20 protein-coding genes are annotated in these 20,248 nt (G+C 72.3%); 9 read left to right on the top strand and 11 right to left on the bottom strand.

Translation table 11 applies throughout. From position 1 onward, the window contains the following. Positions 1-102: 102 nt before the first annotated feature. From C7S10_RS05690 to C7S10_RS05670, 5 genes are all read right to left on the bottom strand, one after another. Positions 103-1,215 carry a uroporphyrinogen-III synthase gene (locus C7S10_RS05690; protein WP_108343460.1) on the bottom strand — a complete coding sequence of 371 codons (1,113 nt, stop codon included), beginning with the start codon at positions 1,213-1,215 and terminating at the stop codon, positions 103-105. Beyond that, a complete protein-coding gene (gene nirD, locus C7S10_RS05685) occupies positions 1,212-1,565 on the bottom strand; it encodes a nitrite reductase small subunit NirD (protein WP_108343459.1) in 354 nt (117 codons plus the stop codon). The genes C7S10_RS05690 and nirD overlap by 4 nt, the downstream gene beginning before the upstream one ends. Continuing rightward, positions 1,562-4,177, bottom strand: a complete 2,616-nt coding sequence (gene nirB / locus C7S10_RS05680) for a nitrite reductase large subunit NirB (RefSeq protein ID WP_108343458.1) — start codon at positions 4,175-4,177, stop codon at positions 1,562-1,564. The genes nirD and nirB overlap by 4 nt, the downstream gene beginning before the upstream one ends. A gap of 64 nt (positions 4,178-4,241) precedes the next feature. Further along, positions 4,242-5,312 (bottom strand): S-adenosylmethionine:tRNA ribosyltransferase-isomerase, encoded by a 1,071-nt coding sequence (locus C7S10_RS05675; protein ID WP_108343457.1) that lies wholly within the window; start codon positions 5,310-5,312, stop codon positions 4,242-4,244. Next, complete coding sequence (locus tag C7S10_RS05670) at positions 5,309-5,995, bottom strand: SDR family NAD(P)-dependent oxidoreductase (RefSeq protein WP_108343456.1); 687 nt, start codon at positions 5,993-5,995, stop codon at positions 5,309-5,311. The genes C7S10_RS05675 and C7S10_RS05670 overlap by 4 nt, the downstream gene beginning before the upstream one ends. Positions 5,996-6,041: 46 nt before the next feature. Between C7S10_RS05670 and soxR the strand changes: the two genes are divergently transcribed. Continuing rightward, on the top strand, positions 6,042-6,518 hold the full coding sequence (gene soxR, locus C7S10_RS05665; protein WP_108343455.1) for a redox-sensitive transcriptional activator SoxR: 477 nt from the start codon (positions 6,042-6,044) through the stop codon (positions 6,516-6,518). Positions 6,519-6,551: 33 nt separating this feature from the next. Beyond that, on the top strand, positions 6,552-7,511 hold the full coding sequence (locus C7S10_RS05660) for a cation diffusion facilitator family transporter (RefSeq protein ID WP_207769255.1): 960 nt from the start codon (positions 6,552-6,554) through the stop codon (positions 7,509-7,511). Here the strand turns inward: C7S10_RS05660 and C7S10_RS05655 are convergent. The 3 genes from C7S10_RS05655 to C7S10_RS05645 are packed head-to-tail and all read right to left on the bottom strand — an operon-like array spanning position 7,498 to position 12,334. Beyond that, positions 7,498-8,892: an FAD-dependent oxidoreductase gene (locus C7S10_RS05655; protein ID WP_108343999.1), complete on the bottom strand. Its 1,395-nt coding sequence runs from the start codon at positions 8,890-8,892 to the stop codon at positions 7,498-7,500. The genes C7S10_RS05660 and C7S10_RS05655 overlap by 14 nt on opposite strands. Next, entirely contained in the window at positions 8,889-10,937 is a 2,049-nt protein-coding gene (locus tag C7S10_RS05650; RefSeq protein WP_108343454.1) for a molybdopterin oxidoreductase family protein, read from the bottom strand. Before C7S10_RS05650 ends, C7S10_RS05655 begins: the two co-directional genes overlap by 4 nt. Continuing rightward, on the bottom strand, positions 10,937-12,334 hold the full coding sequence (locus tag C7S10_RS05645) for an MFS transporter (RefSeq protein ID WP_108343453.1): 1,398 nt from the start codon (positions 12,332-12,334) through the stop codon (positions 10,937-10,939). Before C7S10_RS05645 ends, C7S10_RS05650 begins: the two co-directional genes overlap by 1 nt. Before the next feature lie 101 nt (positions 12,335-12,435). On the opposite strand from C7S10_RS05645, the gene C7S10_RS05640 reads away from it, so the two are divergent. After that, positions 12,436-13,119 (top strand): IspD/TarI family cytidylyltransferase, encoded by a 684-nt coding sequence (locus C7S10_RS05640; protein ID WP_108343452.1) that lies wholly within the window; start codon positions 12,436-12,438, stop codon positions 13,117-13,119. Here the strand turns inward: C7S10_RS05640 and C7S10_RS05635 are convergent. Both C7S10_RS05635 and C7S10_RS05630 read right to left on the bottom strand, forming a co-directional pair. Continuing rightward, positions 13,106-13,681: a 2-C-methyl-D-erythritol 4-phosphate cytidylyltransferase gene (locus C7S10_RS05635; RefSeq protein ID WP_108343451.1), complete on the bottom strand. Its 576-nt coding sequence runs from the start codon at positions 13,679-13,681 to the stop codon at positions 13,106-13,108. The two genes, C7S10_RS05640 and C7S10_RS05635, sit on opposite strands and share 14 nt — an antisense overlap. Positions 13,682-13,763: 82 nt before the next feature. Beyond that, entirely contained in the window at positions 13,764-14,249 is a 486-nt protein-coding gene (locus C7S10_RS05630; RefSeq protein WP_108343450.1) for a CarD family transcriptional regulator, read from the bottom strand. A gap of 191 nt (positions 14,250-14,440) precedes the next feature. Between C7S10_RS05630 and C7S10_RS05625 the strand changes: the two genes are divergently transcribed. Genes C7S10_RS05625 through C7S10_RS05615 form a run of 3 tightly spaced genes read left to right on the top strand, consistent with a single transcriptional unit; the run spans position 14,441 to position 16,560 of the window. Then, the gene (locus C7S10_RS05625; protein ID WP_108343449.1) at positions 14,441-15,286 is read left to right on the top strand and encodes a UbiA family prenyltransferase; all 846 of its coding nucleotides are present in this window, start codon (positions 14,441-14,443) and stop codon (positions 15,284-15,286) included. A gap of 21 nt (positions 15,287-15,307) precedes the next feature. Next, entirely contained in the window at positions 15,308-15,820 is a 513-nt protein-coding gene (locus C7S10_RS05620; RefSeq protein ID WP_108343448.1) for a copper chaperone PCu(A)C, read from the top strand. Next, positions 15,817-16,560 carry a phosphoglyceromutase gene (locus C7S10_RS05615; protein WP_108343447.1) on the top strand — a complete coding sequence of 248 codons (744 nt, stop codon included), beginning with the start codon at positions 15,817-15,819 and terminating at the stop codon, positions 16,558-16,560. Before C7S10_RS05620 ends, C7S10_RS05615 begins: the two co-directional genes overlap by 4 nt. A gap of 16 nt (positions 16,561-16,576) precedes the next feature. On the opposite strand, the gene phoU is transcribed toward C7S10_RS05615, so the two are convergent. Continuing rightward, positions 16,577-17,233, bottom strand: a complete 657-nt coding sequence (phoU, locus tag C7S10_RS05610) for a phosphate signaling complex protein PhoU (RefSeq protein ID WP_108343446.1) — start codon at positions 17,231-17,233, stop codon at positions 16,577-16,579. Between the two features lie 120 nt (positions 17,234-17,353). On the opposite strand from phoU, the gene C7S10_RS05605 reads away from it, so the two are divergent. From C7S10_RS05605 to C7S10_RS05595, 3 genes are all read left to right on the top strand, one after another. After that, positions 17,354-18,577, top strand: a complete 1,224-nt coding sequence (locus C7S10_RS05605; RefSeq protein WP_108343445.1) for a sensor histidine kinase — start codon at positions 17,354-17,356, stop codon at positions 18,575-18,577. After that, positions 18,574-19,251, top strand: coding sequence for a response regulator transcription factor (locus C7S10_RS05600; protein WP_108343444.1), 678 nt, complete (start codon positions 18,574-18,576; stop codon positions 19,249-19,251). The genes C7S10_RS05605 and C7S10_RS05600 overlap by 4 nt, the downstream gene beginning before the upstream one ends. A gap of 73 nt (positions 19,252-19,324) precedes the next feature. Next, positions 19,325-20,239, top strand: coding sequence for a DMT family transporter (locus C7S10_RS05595; RefSeq protein WP_243395230.1), 915 nt, complete (start codon positions 19,325-19,327; stop codon positions 20,237-20,239). The last annotated feature ends 9 nt before the right edge of the window (positions 20,240-20,248 follow it).

Here is a 20,248-nt window from a genome sequence, read left to right as displayed (position 1 = left end):
CACCTCGGATTCCGACAAAGTCGCACTGAACTACCCCCGCCCCCGGCCGCCGCCCCCGCCAATCCAGGGGCACACGGACCAACGCCGTACGCCGCGGCGCGGTCAGCTCGCGACGGCCAGCCGGTATCCCCGCTTGACCACGGTCTGCACCACGCGCGTTCCGAGCGCCGCACGCAACCGGGCGACGGCCATCTCGACGGCGTGCTCGGACCCGGCGGTGCCGCTCGGGAGGGCCGCGAGGAGGTCGGCCCGCGAGACGACGTGGCCGGGGTTGACCACCAGCGACTGGAGGACGGCGAGCGGCGCGGGCGAGAGGCGGATCTCGGTCCCGTCGAGCAGCACCATGTCGCTGTGGAGCAGCAGCACGTGTCCTGCGACGTCGATCGACAGCCCGTCGCGACGCGAGGGCAGCTCGGCCTCGAGCATCTTGATCATGGCCGCGAGCCGCGACCGCTCGGGCATGATCGTCGGCACGCCCCACATCTCGAACGCCGCGGCGGTGACGGGCCCGACGCAGGTCGCGATCACGTCGGCCTGGAAGGCGGCGACGAGCTCGTCGCGCCGACCGGTGACGCCGGCGACGGACATCAGCGCCGCCACCGCGGGGGCCGAGGTGAAGGTGACCGCGTCGAGCTTGCGCTCCGCGACCAGGTCGACCATCCGGAACATCGGCTCGGGGTCCTCGGCGCTCGCCACGCGATAGACGGTCACGACGTCGACCCGCGCCCCCTGCCGCGCGAGCGCGTGGGCGACCATCGACAGCGACTGCCCGTGCTCCTGCACGACGATCCGCAGCCCCGCCAGGTCCCGCCCCCGCAGGTGCGCGAGCACGTCCTCGAAGCACTCGGAGTCGGGCGCCCACAGCTCCCGGATCCCGCGACGACGCAGCGCCCCGACGCTCTTGGGCCCGCGGGCGAGCACCTCGGAGGCACTGATCGCGCCGACCAGCTCGTCGTGCAGACCCCACTCCTCCGCGGCGTCGAGCCAGGTCCGCATCCCGATGCCGGTCGTCGCCACGAAGATGTCGACCGGCTCGGCCAGCACCGCCTCCGTCGCCGCCCGCAGCTCGGCGTCGTCGACCCGGTTGGGGTCGCTGGAGAGCATCGGCGCCCAGTCGACCTTCGCCCCGCGCCGTTCGAGCAGGGCGATCTGCTCCTCCACCTTGCGGGCGGCCGTGACGCCGACGCGATAGCCGTCGAGCGGGAGCTCACTCATGCGACCTCACGGCGTCGTCCGCCGATGTGGACCACGCCGTCCTCGATCAGCACCTCGTAGCAGGGGACGCTGGCGTGCTCGTCGTCGAGGCACACGCCGCTGCGGAGGTCGAAGGCGTGCTTGTGCATCGGGCTGGCCACGAACGGGATCCCGTCGCGCGTGCCGACGATCCCGCGCGCGAGGACCGATGCCTTCGCGAAGGGGTCGTGGTTGCCGAGGGCGTAGACCTCACCGTCGTGCGTGCGGAAGATCGCGACCGCCTGGCCGTGGACCAGTGCGGTCACCCCTCGCTCGATCTCGAGGTCGGCGAGGGGGCACACCTTCTCCCAGGTGCGGTCGCCGCGGGTCATCCGAGCACCGCCGCGTCGACCGGTGCCCCGACCGGGATCGTGGCGGCCAGCACCACCGGCGCGTCCGGGTCCGCCGGCCTGATCTGGCCGCGTTCCTCGGTGAAGGAGATCGCCGGGTCGGGGGTGTCGGGCGCGTTGACGAAGGACACGAAACGACCCAGCTTCTCCGGGTCCTCGAGCGTGGCCTTCCACTCGTCGAAGTAGCTCCCGACGTGCCGCTCCATCTCGGCCTCCAGCTCGGCCCCGAGGCCCAGCGCGTCGTCGACCACGACCTCGCGGACCCGGTCGAGGCCACCGTCGAGCGAGTCGATCCACCCGGCCGTGCGCTGGAGCCGGTCGGCGGTGCGGATGTAGTACATGAGGAAGCGGTCGAGGTAGGAGACCAGGGTCTCGGTGTCCAGGTCCCCGGCGAGCAGCCGGGCGTGGGCAGGTACGGCGCCGCCGTTGCCGCCGACGTAGAGGTTCCAGCCCTTCTCGGTCGCGATCACCCCGAAGTCCTTGCTCCTGGCCTCGGCGCACTCGCGGGCGCACCCGCTGACCCCGCCCTTGAGCTTGTGCGGGCTCCGCAGCCCGCGATAGCGCAGCTCCAGCGCGATCGCGAGGCCGACGCTGTCCTGCACGCCGAAGCGGCACCACGTCGACCCCACGCACGACTTCACCGTCCGCAGCGACTTGCCGTACGCGTGGCCGGACTCGAAGCCCGCGTCCACCAGCCGGCGCCAGATGGCGGGCAGCTCCTCCATCCGGGCGCCGAAGAGGTCGATCCGCTGACCGCCGGTGATCTTCGTGTAGAGGTTGAAGTCGCGGGCCACCTCGCCGATCACGATCAGCTTGTCGGGCGTGATCTCGCCGCCCGGGATGCGCGGGACGACGGAGTAGGTGCCGTTGCGCTGGATGTTGGCGAGATAGGCGTCGTTGGTGTCCTGGAGCTGCCGCGTCCCGCGGTCGAGCACGTGCCCGTTGAACTGGCTGGCCAGGATGCTGGCGATCGCCGGCTTGCAGACGTCGCAGCCGCGACCCGTGCCGTGCGCCTCGACGATGTCGTCGAACCTCTTGTAGCCGTGGACGGCGACGATGTCGAAGAGCTCCTGGCGGCTCAACCGGAAGTGCTCGCACAGCCCCCTGTCGACCACCTTGCCGACGCTCTCGAAGTGCTCCTCGATGATGCTCTTGACCAGGCCGACGCAGGACCCGCAGGTGCTGCCCGCGCGGGTGCACCGCTTCACGTCGGCGACCGTCTCGCAGCCCTCCTCGCCGACCGCGTGCTTGATCTGCCCCTTCGTCACGTCGTTGCACGAGCAGACCTGCGCCTCGTCCGGCATCCCGAGCGGGGCGGCGCCCGACGAGACGGGGAGGATCAGCGACTCCGGGTTGTCGGGGAGCGCGATGCCGCTGGCGACGAGCGGTCGGAGCACGCCGTACGCCGATGCGTCGCCGACCAGGATCCCGCCCAGCAGCCGGGTGCCGTCCTCGGAGATGACAAGCTTCTTGTAGACCCCGGCGACCGCGTCGGAGTAGACGAGCTCGAGCGACCCCTCGGCGGTCGCGAACGCGTCGCCGAAGCTGGCGACGTCGACGCCGAGCAACTTGAGCTTGGTGGACATGTCGGCGCCGGTGAACGTGCCCGGCCCCTCGAGGAGCGCGTCGACCACGACCTCGGCCATGGCGTAGCCGGGGGCGACGAGGCCGTACATCCTCCCGCCGGGGGCGGCGCACTCGCCGATCGCGAAGACCCGGTCGTCGGACGTGCGGCACTGCTCGTCGACGAGGATGCCGCCGCGCTCGGCGACCTCGAGGTCACACTCGCGGGCGAGGGCGTCGCGCGGTCGGATGCCGGCGGAGAAGACGACGATCTCGACCGGGAGCGGCTCCTCGGCGTCGGCGAACTTCAGGCCGCTGACCACACCGTCGGCGTCGCCCTCGATCAGCTCGGTCATCACGCCCGTGTGGATGCTGAGCCCGAGCTGCTCGACGTGGCGCCTGAGCGTGGCGCCGCCGGCGTCGTCGACCTGCACGGCCATCAACCTCGGCGCCATCTCGACCACGTGGGTCCGGACGCCGAGCTGGTGCAGGGCGTTGGCCGCCTCCAGCCCGAGCAGCCCACCGCCGATGACCGCGCCGGCGGTCGCGGTCGTGGACGCCTCCCGGATCGCCTCGAGGTCCTCGATCGTGCGGTAGACGAAGACGTTGTCGAGCTCGCGCCCGGGCACCGGCGGCACGAACGGCGCCGCACCGGTCGCCAGCACCAGCACGTCGTAGCCGATCTCGTGCACGGCCCCGGGGTTGGCCAGCGGCTCCGCCGACGCGCGCGGGGCGGGCGAGACGTAGGTGACGACCCGCTCCGTGCGGTCGATCGCGGTGACGGCGGCGTCGAGGACGAGGCGCACCCGCGGATCGGCGTACTCCCCCTCCGGCAGCAGCGACAGCTCGTCCGCGCTGTCCGCCGCGAAGAAGCTCGTCAGGGCCACCCGGTCGTAGGCCGCACGCGGTTCCTCACCCAGCACGACGACGCCATGGGTCTCGGTCAGCCCGCGCTCGACGGCGGCCTGGACGAAGCGGTGGCCGACCATGCCGTGGCCGACGACGACGAGGGTGGGGCGCGTGTGCGTCATGTCGTCGACGGTAGGAACGCGATGTTGTCGGCGGTGTCACCCCATGTTTCGGGGAGGAAAACCCTCACTCACTCCCCTCACGGCGCCACGGCATCAGCAGCGCCGAGTCGCCGAACTCGTGCCACAGGTAGTGGTTCGCCACCGCCGCGTCGTACGCCGCCTGCGTGAGCGCCCGTCCGGCCACGGCCTCGACGAGGAGCAGGTGCGAGGCGTGCGGGTCGTGCCAGCCCGTGATCAGGCCGTCGACGACGACTGGAGGCGCGGCCGGGGTGACCACGCGGTCGGTCCACCCGGTCGCGGAGACGAGGGCGCCGTCACGCACGGCCGACTCGACGGCCCGGGTGGCCGTGGTCCCGACCGCGACCACGCGCCCGCCCCCGGCCCGAGCGGCGTTGACGGTCCGCGCGCTGGCGTCCGGCACCTCGAACCACTCCGGCCCGGGCGCCTCGCCGGCCTCCTGCGACGACACCCCGGTGTGCAGCGTGACCGGGGCGAAGGCGACGCCCCGGGCGACCAGCGACGTCACCAGCGCCTCGGTGAAGGGTCGCCCGGCCGAGGCCATCTCGGCGCTGCCGGGTCGGGTGCCGAAGACGGTCTGGTAGGCCTGGAGGGGGTAGGGCCGGTCGAGGTAGCCGTAGGCGATCGGTCGCCCGGTCCGCGCGAGCACGGCGTCGAAGTCGCCGCGCACCCGCGCCCGCCAGAGCCGGTTGCCAGCCCGGGTCGGCGAAGACGCCTCCCCCGTCGGCCAGGGCGCCGCGAGCGTCACCCGCACGTCGCCGGCCAGCACCACGTCGCCCGGCCAGGCGTCGAGCAGGGCACGGGACGCGTCGGGCGCGGAGCGCAGCTCGACCACCCGGTCGCCGTCGTCCAGGCGGGCCGCGACGTGCAGCACGACCTCGGCGCCGTGCAGCGTCGCGTCCACCTCGCCGGGCACGGTCGCGGAGTTGTTGACGACCAGGACGTCACCCGCGCGCAGGTGGTCGGGCAGGTCGCGGAACCGGGCGTGGGTGACGCCGTCGCCGGTCCCGACGAGCAGTCGCACCTCGTCGCGCGCCAGACCGCGCGACTCCGCGGGTTGCGGGGCGAAGTCCGACGCCTCGAAGTGCACGCCGGGCGCCTCGCTGAGCGTGGTCATCGAAAGTCCTCCGCCCGGTAGCGGCCCGACTCCGGGCGTTGCTCCAGCAGCCGCAGCAGGCGCGGGACGACGGTCTCCGGGAGCGGCCGGTCCGAGATGTCCTCGCCCGGGAACGCGTCCTGGTGCATCTGGGTGCGCATGTCGCCGGGGTCCACGGCGTACGCCGCCACGCCGGTCTCGGCCCCGAACGTGAGCGTCAGGTGGTCGAGCGCGGCCTTCCCAGCGCCGTACAGCCCCCAGGTCTCGTAGTGGTGGACGGCCGCGTCGGAGCTGATCGAGACGAGCGTCGACTCCCCCGGGCGCAACCAGGGGAGGAGCTCACCGGTCAGGACGAGCGGCGCGCCGACGTTGGTCCGCCACGCCTCCGCCATCTCCTCGATCCGCACCTCGCCCAGCGGCTTCATCGGCAACGGCCCGAGGGTGCTGGCGTTGTGGACGAGCAGGTCGAGGCGTCCGACCTCCCAGACCCGGTTGACGAGCGCCGAGCGGTGCTCGGCGTCGGTGATGTCGCCGACGACGGCGGCGACGACGGGCGGGAGGTCCGCCTCCTTGAGCCGTCCCTCGTTCCTGCCGTCGGTGATGACGTGCCAGCCGTCGGCGGCCAGCGCCTTGGTCAGGGCGAGCCCCAGGCCCGCGGTTCCTCCGGTGACGAGTGCCACCCGTGCTTGTGATTTCCTGGTCATGCGGCAATCATTCAAGTTGAAGTTAACTTGAGTTCAAGGGGCCAAGATGGACAAGCACGACGTGCTCCCGATCGGCGAGATCGTGCAGCGCAGCGGCTTCGCTGCGTCGGCGTTGCGGTTCTACGAGTCTGAGGGGCTGATCGAGGCCATGCGCTCCGGTGGGGGGCAGCGCCGCTACCAGCGCAGCGTGCTCCGACGGCTGGCCTTCATCCGGGCCGCGTCCAACGTCGGGCTGACCCTGGAGGAGATCAAGGACGAGCTGTCCCGGCTCCCCTCCAACCGCACCCCCACCAAGTCCGACTGGCACCGCATCTCGCAGCACTGGCGAGGACGCCTCGACGAGCAGATCGTCGCACTGGAACGGCTCAAGACTGGACTCGAGTCGTGCATCGGCTGCGGCTGCCTGAGCCTCCAGCGCTGCGCGTTCTCCAACCCCGGTGACTGGGTCGCGTCCAGCGACAGCGCTCCGGGCGCCGGCCTGCTGCCCGACTCGCTGCGCAAGCCACACCCGACCCGCCGCTGAGGCCGGCACGGCCGCGAGGTGGAGACTGTGGGCATGGCCGAGACAGGCACGACCTCCGAGCCCGGCAGCGAGAGCATGCTCACCGTGCTGATCGCCCTCGGCGCCAACGCACTCATCGCCGCCGCCAAGACGGTCGTGGCCGTCATCACCGGCTCCGCGTCGATGGTCGCCGAGGCCGCGCACTCGTGGTCCGACGCGGGCAACGAGATCTTCCTGCTGGTGGCCGAGCGCCGCTCGGCCAGGCCGGCCGACGCCAGGCACCCGCTCGGCTTCGGCCGCGAGGCCTACGTCTGGTCGATGTTCGCCGCGTTCGGGCTCTTCACCGCCGGTGCGGTGGTGTCGATCTGGCACGGCGTGACGAGCTGGACCGGCGGCGAGGGCGAGGAGGTCGACTACACCTGGGCCTACGCGGTGCTCGCGCTCGCCTTCGTGCTGGAGAGCGTGTCGTTCCTCCAGGCCCGCCGCCAGACCCGGTCCGCGGCCCGGGCGGCGGGGCTGCACCCGCTGCGCTACCTCTCACGCACCTCCAACCCGACCCTTCGCGCGGTGTACGCCGAGGACGCCGCGGCCTTGATCGGGATCGGCATCGCGGCCACCGGCATCGGGCTGCACCAGGCGACCGGCGACGCCCGGTGGGACGCCGCCGGCTCGGTGCTGGTCGGGCTCCTGCTCGGGTGCGTCGCGGTCTACCTCATCAGCCGCAACCGAGACTTCCTGGTCGGCCAGGCCGTCGCGCCCGGGATGCGTGACACCGCGATCAGGACCCTCGAGCGCGACTCAGAGGTCCAACGGGTCACCTTCCTCCACCTCGAGTACGTCGGGCCCGGCAAGGTCTTCCTCGTCGCGGCCGTCGACCTCACCGGCGACTCCCCCGAGACCGAGGTGGCACGGCGCCTGCGCACGATCACCGAGCGGATCGAGGGCCACGACAACGTCGCCCGGGCCGTGCTCACGCTGTCGTCGCCGGAGGACGAGAGCCTCACGCACGGCTGAGGGAAGCAGGCTCCGCCTCGTCCAGCAGGCGCCGTACGACCGACTCGCAGCCCCCGCACCCGGTGGTCGCGCGCGTGCCCTCCCGGCACGCGTCGAAGGACGAGCACCCACGGATCGTGCCGGCCGTGACGCCCGCGCAGGCGCACACCTCCGCCTCGTCCGGCAGCGCGACCGGCGCGGCGGCGGGCTCGCCGAGGAGCAGCTGCCCCGGCTCGTCGGGGCCGAGCACCGTGCCGCGGTCGTAGAGCTGGGTGATCAGGCCGACGCGCGACAGGTCGCCCACCAGCGCGGCGGCGACGATCACGCCACCCTCGACGACCAGTCGGCGGTGGGAGCCGGCGATCGGGTTGGTCATCTCGACGACCTCGCCCGCGGCGTGCTCCGGGTCACCGAGCACCGCGACCTCGAGGTCGGTCGCGCGGAGCCGGGCGACGCTGCGCGAGCCGTCGTAGCGCTCGGCCCCGCCGCACAGCACGGACGCGAGAACGCCGGCCTGCTCCCACGCCGGCGGGACGAACCCGGTGACGCGGCGCCGGTGCTCGGCGCAGTCGCCGATCGCGTGGACGCGGTCGTCGGTGACGGAGCGCAGGTCCGAGTCGACGACCACTCCGCGCCGGACCATCAGTCCGGCACGCCGGGCGAGCGCCGTGGAGGGTCGCCCGCCGGCCGTGAGGACGATCAGGTCGGCGCTCAGCTCGTAGCCGTTGTCGAGCCGCACCCCCGCCTCCGTCATCCGCACGACGCGCGCGCCCGTGTAGACCGACGTCCCGAGCCGACGCAGGTCACGCGCCAGCACGCGACCACCCGGCTCGCCGAGCTGGGAGGCGAGCAGGTGCTCCGCACCCTCGACGACCTCGGTGTGCAAGCCACGGACCGCCAGCGCTCGGGCGACCTGGAGCCCGAGCAGCCCTCCCCCGACCACTACCGCACGCGCCCCGGGAGCCGCGGCCGCGTCGAGTCCTCGACAGTCGGCCAGCGACCGGAAGGCGTGCACCTTCGGGTGCAGCGAGCCGTCCATCCGCACCAGACCCCGGATCGGCGGCAGCGTCGGGATCGACCCGGTCGCGAGCACCAGCCGGTCGAAGCCGATCCGCGTCCCGTCGACCAGCATCACCTCGCGCCGCTCCCGGTCGACGTCCAGCACCCGCGCCCCGAGCCGCAGCTCGACCCCGTGCGCGTCGAACCACGACGCGGGCCTCAGGGTGATCGCGTCGACGCCGTGCGTGCCCTCGAGCACGGCCGACAGCAGGATCCGGTTGTACGGCGCCTGCTGCTCGTCCGCCAGCACGGTCATCGAGCCGTCGTACGACCGTGCGGTGAGCTCCTCGACCAGGCGGACCGCGGCCATGCCGCCGCCGACGACCACCAGGCGTTCGCTCATGCCGTCACCGCGGCGGCGCACACCTTGAACTCCGGCATCCGCGACGCCGGGTCGAGCGCGTCGTTGGTCAGGCGGTTGGCGCCGACCCAGTGGAACGGCACGAACACGGTGTCGGGGCGGATGGTCGTGACGACGCGGGCCGACGCGGTCATCGACCCGCGGCGGGTGGTGACGCTCACCGGGGCGCCGTCCACGGCGCCGATCCGGCCCGCGAGCATCGGGTGGAGCTCGACGAACGGGCCGCTGTCGGGGAGCTCGCGCACGCGACGGGTTTGCGCGCCGGACTGGTACTGCGCGAGCACCCGCCCCGTCGTGAGGTGCACCGGGTAGTCCGCGTCCGGCACCTCGGCCGGGCCACGGTGCTCGACGACGTGGAAGCGGGCGCGGCCGTCGGGGTGGGCGAAGGAGTCGAGGAACATCCGCGGCGTGCCAGCGTGGCCGGGCGACGGGCACGGCCAGAAGACGCCCGCCTCGTCGCGGATGCGCGCGTAGGTGATGCCGGCGTAGTCCGCCTTGCCCCCGGCCGACGCGCGGCCCAGCTCCGAGAAGACCTCCTCCGGGTCAGTGGCGAAGGGGACCGGCGAGCCCAGCCGGGTCGCCAGCCCGGAGATGACGTCGAGGTCGGAGCGCACCCCGGCCGGCGGGGAGACGGCCCGCTGCCGCAGGATCACCCGTCCCTCGAGGTTGGTCATCGTGCCGGTCTCCTCGGCCCACTGCGTCACCGGCAGCACCACGTCGGCGATCGCGGCGGTCTCCGAGAGCACGACGTCGGCGACCACGAGCAGGTCGAGGGCCTCGAGCCGCGCAGTCACCCGGGTCGCGTTGGGCGCGGAGACGACGATGTTGGACCCGAACACCAGCAGCGCCGAGGGTCCGTCGTCCGTGCCCAGCGCGTCGAGCATCTCGTAGGCCGAGCGCCCCTTCCCCGGCAGCGAGTCCGCGGGCACCCCCCACACCGAGGCGACGTGCTCGCGGGCGACCGGGTCGTCGATCATCCGGTAGCCCGGCAGCTGGTCGGCCTTCTGCCCGTGCTCGCGGCCGCCCTGGCCGTTGCCCTGCCCGGTCAGGCAGCCGTAGCCGGCTCCCGGCGTGCCGCACATCCCCAGCGCCAGGGCGACGTTGATCCAGGCGAGCACCGTGTCGGAGCCGGTCGCGTGCTGCTCCGCGCCCCGGGCGGTGAGCACGACGACGCGCTCCGCCCCGCCGAGGAGGGCGGCCAGCGCCCGCACCTCGGGCGCGGGGACGCCGGTCACGCGCTCGACACGCTCGGGCCACCACGCACCGACCGAGTCCCGCACGTCCGCCCAGCCGCTGGTCCGGTCGGCGACGTACGACTCGTCCACCAGCCCGCCGGCCACCAGCAGGTGCAGCACGCCCAGCGCCAGCGCGAGGTCAAAGCCCGGGACCGGTTGCACGAAGACGTCTGCACGGTCCGCGGTCGCCGTACGCCGCGGATCGATCACCACCACCTGTCCCCCGCGCTCCCGGAGGGCGTCGAGGTGGCGCGCCGCCGGCGGCATGGTCTCGGCCAGGTTGGAGCCGACGAGGACGACGACGTCGGCCTGCTCGATGTCGGCCAGCGGGAAGGGCAGGCCGCGGTCCAGGCCGAAGGCGCGGGTGCCGGCCGTGGCGGCCGACGACATGCACCAGCGTCCGTTGTAGTCGATCTGCGACGTGCCGAGGGCGACCCGGGCGAGCTTCCCCAGCTGATAGGCCTTCTCGTTCGTCAGTCCGCCGCCACCGAACACCCCGACCGCGTCCGGGCCGCGCTCGGCCCGGAGCGCCGAGAGGCGGTCCGCGATGGTGTCCAGCGCCTCGTCCCAGCCCACCGGGGTGAGCTCACCGGTCGCCCGGTCGCGCAGCAGCGGCGTCGTGAGGCGCTCGCGGCCGGCGTACAGCCCGGCGGCGCTCCACCCCTTGCGGCACAGCGCGCCGCGGTTGACGGGGAACTCGGCCCACTCGCCGATCTCGGGCACGGCGGGACCGCGTCGGGTGACGCGCATGCCGCACTGCAGCGAGCAGTAGGGGCAGTGCGTGGCAGTCATCAGACGCTGGCGCCCGCCAGGCTGCGGGCGCGACCCGGGACGCTGACGTTGCGGCCGTAGACCAGCCAGGTCGTCGTCAGGCAGATCGCGTAGAACCCGGTGAAGACGGCGAACGCGACCTTCACGGCCGCGACCGGGTCGTCGATCCACGGGGCGCCGAAGGTCATCGGGATCAGGAAGCCGCCCAGCGCGCCGACGGCACCGGCGATGCCGATCACGGCGCTCGACTCCTTGGTGGCGGTCACCAGCGCCGCGTCGACGCCGTCCGCCGGGGCGTTCCTGCGCGCCTCGGTGGCCAGGATCAGCGGGATCATCCGGTACGTCGACCCGTTGCCGATCCCCGACGCCGCGAAGACGAAGAGGAAGGCCGCCAGGAACAGCGGGAACTCGAGCACGGCCAGGCTCCAGATGACCCCGAGGTTGCCGACGATCATCGCCGCGAAGGTCGCCAGGGTGATGCGCGCCCCGCCGTAGGTGTCGGCGAGCCAGCCGCCGAACGGACGGGCGACCGAGCCGACGAGCGCGCCGAGGAAGGCGAAGTAGGCGAAGTTGATCTCGGTGAAGTTGAGCTTGATCAGCAGCGGCATCGCCGCGGAGTAGCCGATGAACGAGCCGAAGGTGCCGATGTAGAGGAACGACATCACCCACGTGTGCCTGTACCTCACGACCTTGAGCTGCTCGCGCGGGCTGGACTTCGCGCCGGCGAGGTTGTTCATGCAGAACCACGCGGCCCCGGCCGCGACGACCGCGAGCGCGGCGTAGAGGTAGCCGGCCCGCTCGAGGTGGAAGCCGCCCGCGCTCGCCTTGACCAGCCCGAAGGCGCCCGCTCCGCCCACGATGATCGGCAGGAAGAACTGGATGACCGCGACGCCGAGGTTGCCGCCGGCGGCGTTGAGGCCGAGCGCGACCCCCTTCTTGCGGGTCGGGTAGAAGAAGTTGATGTTGGCCATCGAGCTGGCGAAGTTGCCGCCGCCGAGCCCCGCGGTCGCGGCGATCAGGCAGAACACCCAGTACGGCGTCGTGGGGTGCTGCACGGCCCAGGCGAAGAGCAACGTCGGCACCAGCAGCGCGAGCGCGCTCACCACCGTCCAGTTGCGGCCGCCGAACCGCGGCACCGCGAACGTGTAGGGCAGCCGGATCAGCGCACCCACGAGGTTGGGGATCGCGACCAGCAGGAAGAGCTGGCCGACGGTGAAGGTGAACCCGGCTCCGGGCAGCAGGGCCGCGCTCACCGACCACAGCAGCCAGACCGAGAAGCCCAGATGCTCGGAGAAGATCGACCACGTCAGGTTGCGCCTGGCCACGTCCTTCCCGGTCGTCTCCCAGAAAGTCTCGTCCTCGGGGGTCCAGTGCTGGATCGTGGCCCCGCCTCGATAGGTGTCGCGGTAGGTGTTCATGGCCGGGAAACCTAGGTTCGCGAGGTTTCGCGCTCGCTCGCGTTTGTTTCACGCAGGAGTCAACTTGTCCTCACGACCTCACGGCGTCCTACCCTTCGACCATGCCCGTCGCCGTCGTGATCGTCGCCGCCGGCTCGGGCAGCCGGGTCGGAGCCGGCGTCAACAAGGTCCTGCTCCCCCTCGGCGACCGCCCGGTGCTCGCCTGGTCCGTGCGCGACGCGCTCGCCCTCGACGACGTACGTCGCGTGGTGGTCGTGGTCCGGCCCGCCGACCGTGACGCGGTGGCCGAGGCGCTGGGTCATCACCTCGGCGACGGCGCGGAGGTGGTGCTCGTCGACGGTGGCGCCACCCGGCACGCGTCGGAGTGGGCGGCCCTCCAGCACCTCGCGCCGGCCATCGAGTCCGGCGAGGTCGACCTCGTCGTGATCCACGACGGCGCGCGCCCGCTCGCCGGGGTCGCCCTCTTCGAGGCGACGGTCGCCGCCGCCCGGGACCACGGGGGCGCGATCCCGGTGGTGCCCGTGCACGGCCTGCTGACGTCGCGGCTCGAGCCGGTTGCTGGCGACCTCGGCGCCGTACAGACCCCGCAGGCCTTCCGCGCCGACCTGCTGCTCGCCGCGCACGCCGCTGCGGCAGCGGCCGGGTTCGAGGGCACCGACACCGCGGCCGTGCTGGCCGAGCAGGGCACCCTCGACGTCGTCGCGGTCGTCGGGAGCCCGACCAACGTGAAGATCACGTTCCCCGAGGACGTCGCCCTGGCCGAACGGCTGCTCAGCCGGCGGTGAGCGCCTCGAGCACGGCGATCTCCTCGACGGAGGAGACCCGCCGGGCCGAGGCCGGCGCCTCGAGCGCGACGACCTGGTGGTCGGTCGCGAGCCGGGCGACCAGGGCGGCGAGGTCGGTGCCGGGCGCGTGCTCCAGCGCGGCGACCACGGACGGCGGCAGCACCAAGGGCGAGGCGATCGACACCAGCTCGTCGCGGTCGACCGTCCCTCCGACCACACCACCGGCGACCTGCTTGACGGTGTCGGTGACGGGGCGGGTGCCGACCACGACGGTGTCGTCGGCGAGCGCCCGGGCGACGCAGGTCGCGATGAAGTCCGCCGGGGTCATGGGGCACAGGGTGTCGTGCAGCACCACCGGCTCCCCCGCCCCGCGCACGCCGTCCCAGCCGACCCCGGTGTCGAGGGGCGTCACGCCGGCCTCGCCGAGGGCCCACGCCGCACAGGCGACGAGCGCCTCGCCGTGGATGAGGGCGTAGGGCAACGACCCGCGGTCCTGGTCGAGCACGATCCCCAGGGCCGGCGGCAGCTCGCCCTCGAGGACGTCGTACGGAAGATGCGTCATGGCGTCCCCACCGTACGGCGTCCGCAGACGCACAGCGGCCCCCGGGATCACTCCCGGGGGCCGCTGTGGATCGATCAGTGCGTCAGGACGCGAGCACCTCGTCGAGGATGGCCTCGGCCTTGTCCTCGTTGGTGTGCTCGGCGAGCGCGAGCTCGGAGACGAGGATCTGGCGCGCCTTGGCCAGCATCCGCTTCTCGCCGGCCGACAGGCCGCGGTCACGCTCACGGCGCCACAGGTCGCGGACGACCTCGGCCACCTTCATGACGTCGCCGGAGTGGAGCTTCTCGAGGTTGGCCTTGTAGCGGCGCGACCAGTTGGTCGGCTCCTCCACGTGGGCCGCCCGCAGCACGTCGAACACGCGCTCGAGGCCGTCCTTGTCGACGACGTCACGCACGCCGACGAGGTCGAGGTTCATGGCGGGGACCCGCACGACCAGGTCCTGCTGGGCGACGATCCGAAGGACGAGGTACTCCCGGTCCTCACCCTTGATCGTCCGCGTCTCGATCTCTTCGATGACAGCGGCCCCGTGATTTGGGTAAACAACCGTTTCGCCGACGGTGAAAGTCATGTATTTGTACCCCTTCCTAGGTGAGCAGTCTAACACGCTCCCCGAGCGCCCCCGACATCGTTTGTGCAGGTCAGAGCCCATATGCGGTATTGACAGACCGCGATTCGTATGGTCCGGGCGGCTCGGAATCGCCCCGCCGTGGTCCGCGAATGTGCCGATCCCGAGCCGAAGATGTGCACATACTGCGTGCCATGTCGCCCCTCAAGCGCCAGCGTGAGAGCGCGCCCGCGGACGCCTCGTCCCGGACGCCGCCGGCGGCCGGTTCCACCACCCCCGACCCCGCCCCGGCGCGACCGGAGGACACCCGGGCAGGCGCAGCGCCCCGTCCCTTCCGCCTGAGCGAGACCCTCCCCGTGGTGCTCGTCCGGGCCGCCCATCCCAAGCAGGCGCTGCTCACCGCCCTCGGCCTCGCGGTCGCCGCCGCGCTCGCCGGCCGCCCGCTGCGGGAAACCCTGCTGGTCCTCGCGACGGTGCTCGTGGGGCAAGCGATGCTCGGCTGGGACAACGACCTCGTCGACCGTGCCCGCGACGAGCGGCACGACCGCCCGGGCAAGCCGGTCGCGCAGGGGCTGCTCGATCCCGGCACGGTGTGGTTCACCCTCACCTGCGCGTTGCTGCTCCTCGTCCCCCTCAGCCTCAGCGCCGGCCCGCGCGCCGGCGGCGCCTACCTGGTGGCCGTGCTCGTCGGGCTGCTCGGCAACCGGGTGCTGCGCGCCAGCGTGCTCTCGTTCCTGCCCTGGATGGTCCAGTTCGCCCTCTACCCCGCCTACCTCGCGTACGGCGGCTGGAACGGCGCCGGGACCGACACCCCGCCCACGGTCGAGCTCACCGTCCTCGCCGCGCTGCTGGGTCTCGGCGTCCACGTGCTGCGCGCGCTGCCGGGGCTGGTCCCCGACAACCAGGACGGTCTGCGATCGTTGCCGTTGCGCATCGCGCTGAGGACGGGAGCGTCGCGCCTGCTGGTGCTGGCCGGGCTGTTCACGGCCGCCGTCCTCGTGGGCCTGCTGGTCGCGGGACAGGCAGTCGGCCTGACCTGAGTCGACGCTAGGCTGTGCGCCATGCAGTTCCGACGCTCCCTCGCGCTCACGACCGCCGCCGTCGCCCTGACCGCCGGCCTGTCCTCCTGCGGCTTCGACTACGCGACCGATCGCTACTACACGCCGAGCGTCGGGACCAACGACCACGACGGCAGCGTCAAGGTCCTCGCGGCCGTCGTCGTGTCGACGGAGCCCGGTTCGGGGACCTTCATCGCCTCGCTGTCCAACCGCGACCAGGACAACGCGGCGTCGCTCACCGAGCTCGGTCTCAGCGACGGCACCCCGATCGACTTCGAGCCGATCGAGATCCCGAAGGGCGGGCTGGTCAACCTGGCCGAGCCGCCGGCCGACCTCAAGCTCACGGGCGACTTCGAGGCCGGCGACTTCGTCGAGGTGGCCCTCGGGTTCGAGAGCGGCGAGAGCGTCGTCCTGGACGTGCCCGTCGTCCCCAACGCCGGCTACTACGCCGACCTCGACGGTCCCGCGCCCGCCGAGTCATCCGATGAGGCACCTGACGAGGAGTCGGCCGAATGACCTACACCCTGATCCTGCTCCGCCACGGCGAGAGCGACTGGAACGCCAAGAACCTGTTCACCGGCTGGGTCGACGTCGACCTCACCGACAAGGGTCGCGCCGAGGCGGTCCGCGGCGGCGAGCTGCTGGTCGGTGCGGGGCTGCTCCCCGACGTCGTGCACACCTCGCTGCAGCGCCGGGCCATCACCACCGCCCACCTGTCGCTCGACGTGGCCGACCGCCACTGGATCCCGGTGAAGCGCAGCTGGCGCCTCAACGAGCGCCACTACGGCGCCCTGCAGGGCAAGGACAAGAAGCAGACGCTCGAGCAGTACGGCGAGGAGCAGTTCATGCTCTGGCGCCGCTCGTTCGACACTCCTCCGCCCCCGATCGAGGACGACGACGAGTTCTCCCAGGTCGGTGACCCGCGCTACGCCGACCTCGGCGCCGAGATGCCTCGCACCGAGTGCCTCAAGGACGTGATCGCGCGCTTCCTGCCCTACTGGGAGGCCGAGATCGTGCCCGACCTGACGTCGGGGAAGACCGTCCTCGTCGCCGCCCACGGCAACAGCCTGCGTGCGCTGGTCAAGCACCTCGACGGCATCTCCGACGAGGACATCGCCGGCCTCAACATCCCGACCGGCATGCCGCTGGTCTACCGCCTCGACGACTCGCTGGCCCCCACGGTGGCCGGTGGCGAGTACCTCGACCCCGAGGCCGCAGCAGCCGCAGCGGCCGCCGTGGCCAACCAGGGCCGCTGACCCGCGTCAGCGCCCGTCAGCGGTCCGCGCGGGAGACCTGCTCGCCCGTGACGACGAAGATGACGCGGTTGGCGACCGAGACGGCGTGGTCGGCGATGCGCTCGTAGTAGCGCCCGAGCAGCGCGATGTCGACGGCCGCCTCGACGCCGTGCTGCCAGTCGTCGCCGAGCAGCTCGGCGAAGCTCTTGCGGCGGAGCTGGTCCATCACCTCGTCGTCGCGACCGAGCTCGATGGCTGCCTCGACGTCGCGGTCGGCGATGATCGCCTTGACCCGGCGCACCATGTCCTCGGCGGTCTCGGCCATCTTCACCACGGTGTCCTGGATCGACTCGGGCACGGCGATGTTCGGCACCCGCAGGCGCGCGATCTTGGCGACGTGGACCGAGAGGTCGCCCATCCGCTCGAGCTCGCTGACCATCCGCAGGGCGGAGACGACCACCCGCAGGTCACCGGCCACCGGCTGCTGCAGGGAGAGCAGCGCGAAGGCGTTGTCCTCGACCCGCTCGCGGTTGGCGTCGATGGCCCGGTCCGCGCTGATCACTTCCTCGGCGATCGCCGCATCGCCGCTCATGAGGGACGCGGTGGCGCGGTTGACGGCGGTCTCGACCTGGCCGCACATGGTGGCGAGGTCGACGAAGATGGCATCGAGCTGGTCGTGGAAGGCTTCACGCATGGGCGAAGCGTAAGGTCGCGATCCGGCCCCTCGGACCACCCCAGGTGAACGAGGCGTGAACACTCCGCGCCGGGCGTCCAGCCGGCGGATCCGCCCTGTCACCCTGCGTACGATCTGCGTGTGGACCCGACGACGCAAGCAGCGCTCGCGGCCGTCATCGGAGCGATCATCGCGGGCGGCAGCGTGCTGGCCTGGCACATCAGCGATCGCCAGCAGTCCCGCCTGCCCCAGGTCGAGGAGCCGCTCGTCCCGCCCGGTGTCGCGGCGGTGCTCTCGGTCCTCCGCTCGAGCGCCGTCGTGGTGGACCCCGACGACCTGGTGCTCAAGGCGTCCGCCCCGGCCTACGCCCTCGGCCTGGTCCGCGGCAGCGAGGTGCTGGTCGACGACCTGACGACGCTGATCCGCCAGGTCCGCCGGGACGGGCAGATCCGCGAGACCGAGCTCCACCTCGGCGCCGACAGCGCCACCGCCCGCACGGTCATCGCCCGCGTCGCCCCGCTGGGCTCGCGCCTCGTGCTGGCGCTGGTCGAGGACCGCACCCGCGAGAAGCGGGTGGAGGCGGTGCGCCGCGACTTCGTCGCCAACGTCAGCCACGAGCTCAAGACACCCGTCGGGGCGATCCGGCTGCTCGCCGAGGCCGTGACCGAGGCCGCCGACGACCCCGAGGCGGTCGAGCGGTTCGCGTCCCGGATGCTCACCGAGAGCGACCGCCTGACCACGCTCGTCCAGCAGATCATCGAGCTGTCCCGGCTGCAGGGCGACGACCCGCTCGAGGCGCCGGTGTCGGTCTCCCTCGACGACGTCGTGGCCGCGGCCGTCGACACCAGCACCATCGACGCCGGCGCGAAGCGGATCACGCTCGTGACGACCGGCGACCACGAGCTCCACGTCTTCGGCTCGCTCGACCAGATCAGCGCCGCGGTGAGCAACCTCGTGGCCAACGCCGTGGCCTACTCCGACGAGGGGTCCCGGGTGCTCGTCAGCACCAAGGCCCTCGGTGACACCGCTCAGATCTCGGTCGTCGACCAGGGCATCGGCATCCCGGCGCGCGAGATCGACCGCATCTTCGAGCGGTTCTACCGCGTCGACCCCGCCCGGCACCGCTCCACCGGCGGCACGGGCCTCGGGCTGTCGATCGTCAAGCACGTCGCGGCGACCCACGGGGGCGACGTGAACGTGTGGTCCGTCGAGGGCCAGGGCTCGACGTTCACCCTGACCCTCCCGCTCCAGCCGCACGCCCTCGACGGGGACGGCGAGCCGTCGGGTCCCGTGCCGATGATCGCTCCCCCGCGCCGTACGCCGTCCACCACCCATGCAGAAGAACAGCAGGAGATCACCAGATGACCCGGGTACTCGTCGTCGAGGACGAAGAGAGCTACAGCGACGCGCTCGCCTACATGCTCCGCAAGGAGGGCTACGAGGTGGCGATCGCCGCCGACGGCAACTCCGCCATCAGCGAGTTCGAGCGCAACGGGGCCGACATCGTGCTCCTCGACCTGATGCTGCCCGGCCTGCCCGGCACGGAGGTGTGCCGCCAGATCCGCCAGACCTCCAGCGTGCCGGTGATCATGGTCAGCGCGAAGGACGACGAGGTCGACAAGGTGGTGGGCCTCGAGCTCGGGGCCGACGACTACGTCACCAAGCCCTACTCCCCCCGCGAGCTCGTCGCCCGGATCCGCGCCGTGCTGCGCCGCGGTCAGGAGCCGGACCTGCTGCCCGACACCCTCGAGGCCGGGCCGGTGCGGATGGATGTCGAGCGCCACGTCGTCACCGTCGACGGCACCGAGCAGCGGCTGCCGCTCAAGGAGTTCGAGCTCCTCGAGATGTTCCTGCGCAACCCCGGGCGGGTGCTGACACGCGGCCAGCTGATCGACCGCGTGTGGGGCTCCGACTACGTCGGCGACACCAAGACCCTCGACGTGCACGTGAAGAGGCTGCGCGCGAAGCTCGAGCCCGACCCGAGCGAGCCGAAGTTCCTCGTCACCGTGCGCGGACTGGGCTACAAGCTCGACCTCTGAGCGAGGCGGGAAGTCGGGGTTCGCTGTCCGGAATCCGCTCGCGCGGCGTCATGGTCGTCCCTAGCCTTGACTCGTGACAACGACCGAGCAGAGCGCCGAGCCGATCGCCCCGTCCCACCCGGCCTGGTTCCCGGCGGCAGCGGGCGGGATCACGCTCGTCATGTGGGCATCGGCGTTCGTGGTGATCCGCCACGTCGCCGACGACATCAGCCCCGGCTCGCTCGGGGCCGGGCGGCTGCTGGTCGCCGCGCTGTGCGTGCTGCCGCTCGTCCTCCGTCGGGGCTGGGTGAAGCCGACCCGGCGCGAGTGGATCCTGCTGACCGCGTGCGGTGTCGGGTGGTTCGGCATCTACAACCTCGCCCTCAACGAGGGCGAGCGCCGCGTCGACGCCGGCACCGCAGCCATGATCATCCAGATCGGGCCGATCATCGTCGCGGTCCTGGCCGTGTGGATCTTCGGTGAGGTGCTGCACCGCTGGCTGGTCGTCGGCATGGTCATCGGGTTCGGCGGCGTCGCGATCATCGCGCGCGGCTATTCCGGGGGCGGTGACGGCGACCTCGTCGGCATCCTGCTGGTCGTGCTCGCGGCGGCGATGTACGCCGTGGGCGTGCTGAGCCAGAAGTCGTTGCTGCGCCGCATCCCTTCCGTGCAGGTCGTCTTCGTCTCGTTCGTCATCGGCGCCGCGGTCTGCCTGCCGTTCGCGCACGACCTCGTGGGTGTCGTCTCCGAGGGCGGCTCGACGCTGTGGTGGACGGTCTACCTCGGCGTCTTCCCGACCGCGATCGCCTTCACCACGTGGGCCTTCGCCCTCGCGCACACCGACGCCGGCAAGCTGTCGCTCACCACCTTCCTGGTGCCGGCGATCACCACGCTGATCGCGTGGGCCCTGCTCGACGAGGTGCCGCCGGGCCTGACGTTCGTGGGTGGCGCGCTGGCGATCACCGGCGTGCTGCTGACTCGCAGGAAGCCCTCCACGGTCGGTCGCTGACCTGCCATG

The sequence above is a fragment of the Nocardioides currus genome (assembly GCF_003057875.1).
Lineage (GTDB): Bacteria > Actinomycetota > Actinomycetes > Propionibacteriales > Nocardioidaceae > Nocardioides > Nocardioides currus.
The sequence above is the reverse complement of the archived record's forward strand: the minus strand, read 5'-3'. Positions and strand labels throughout refer to the sequence as shown.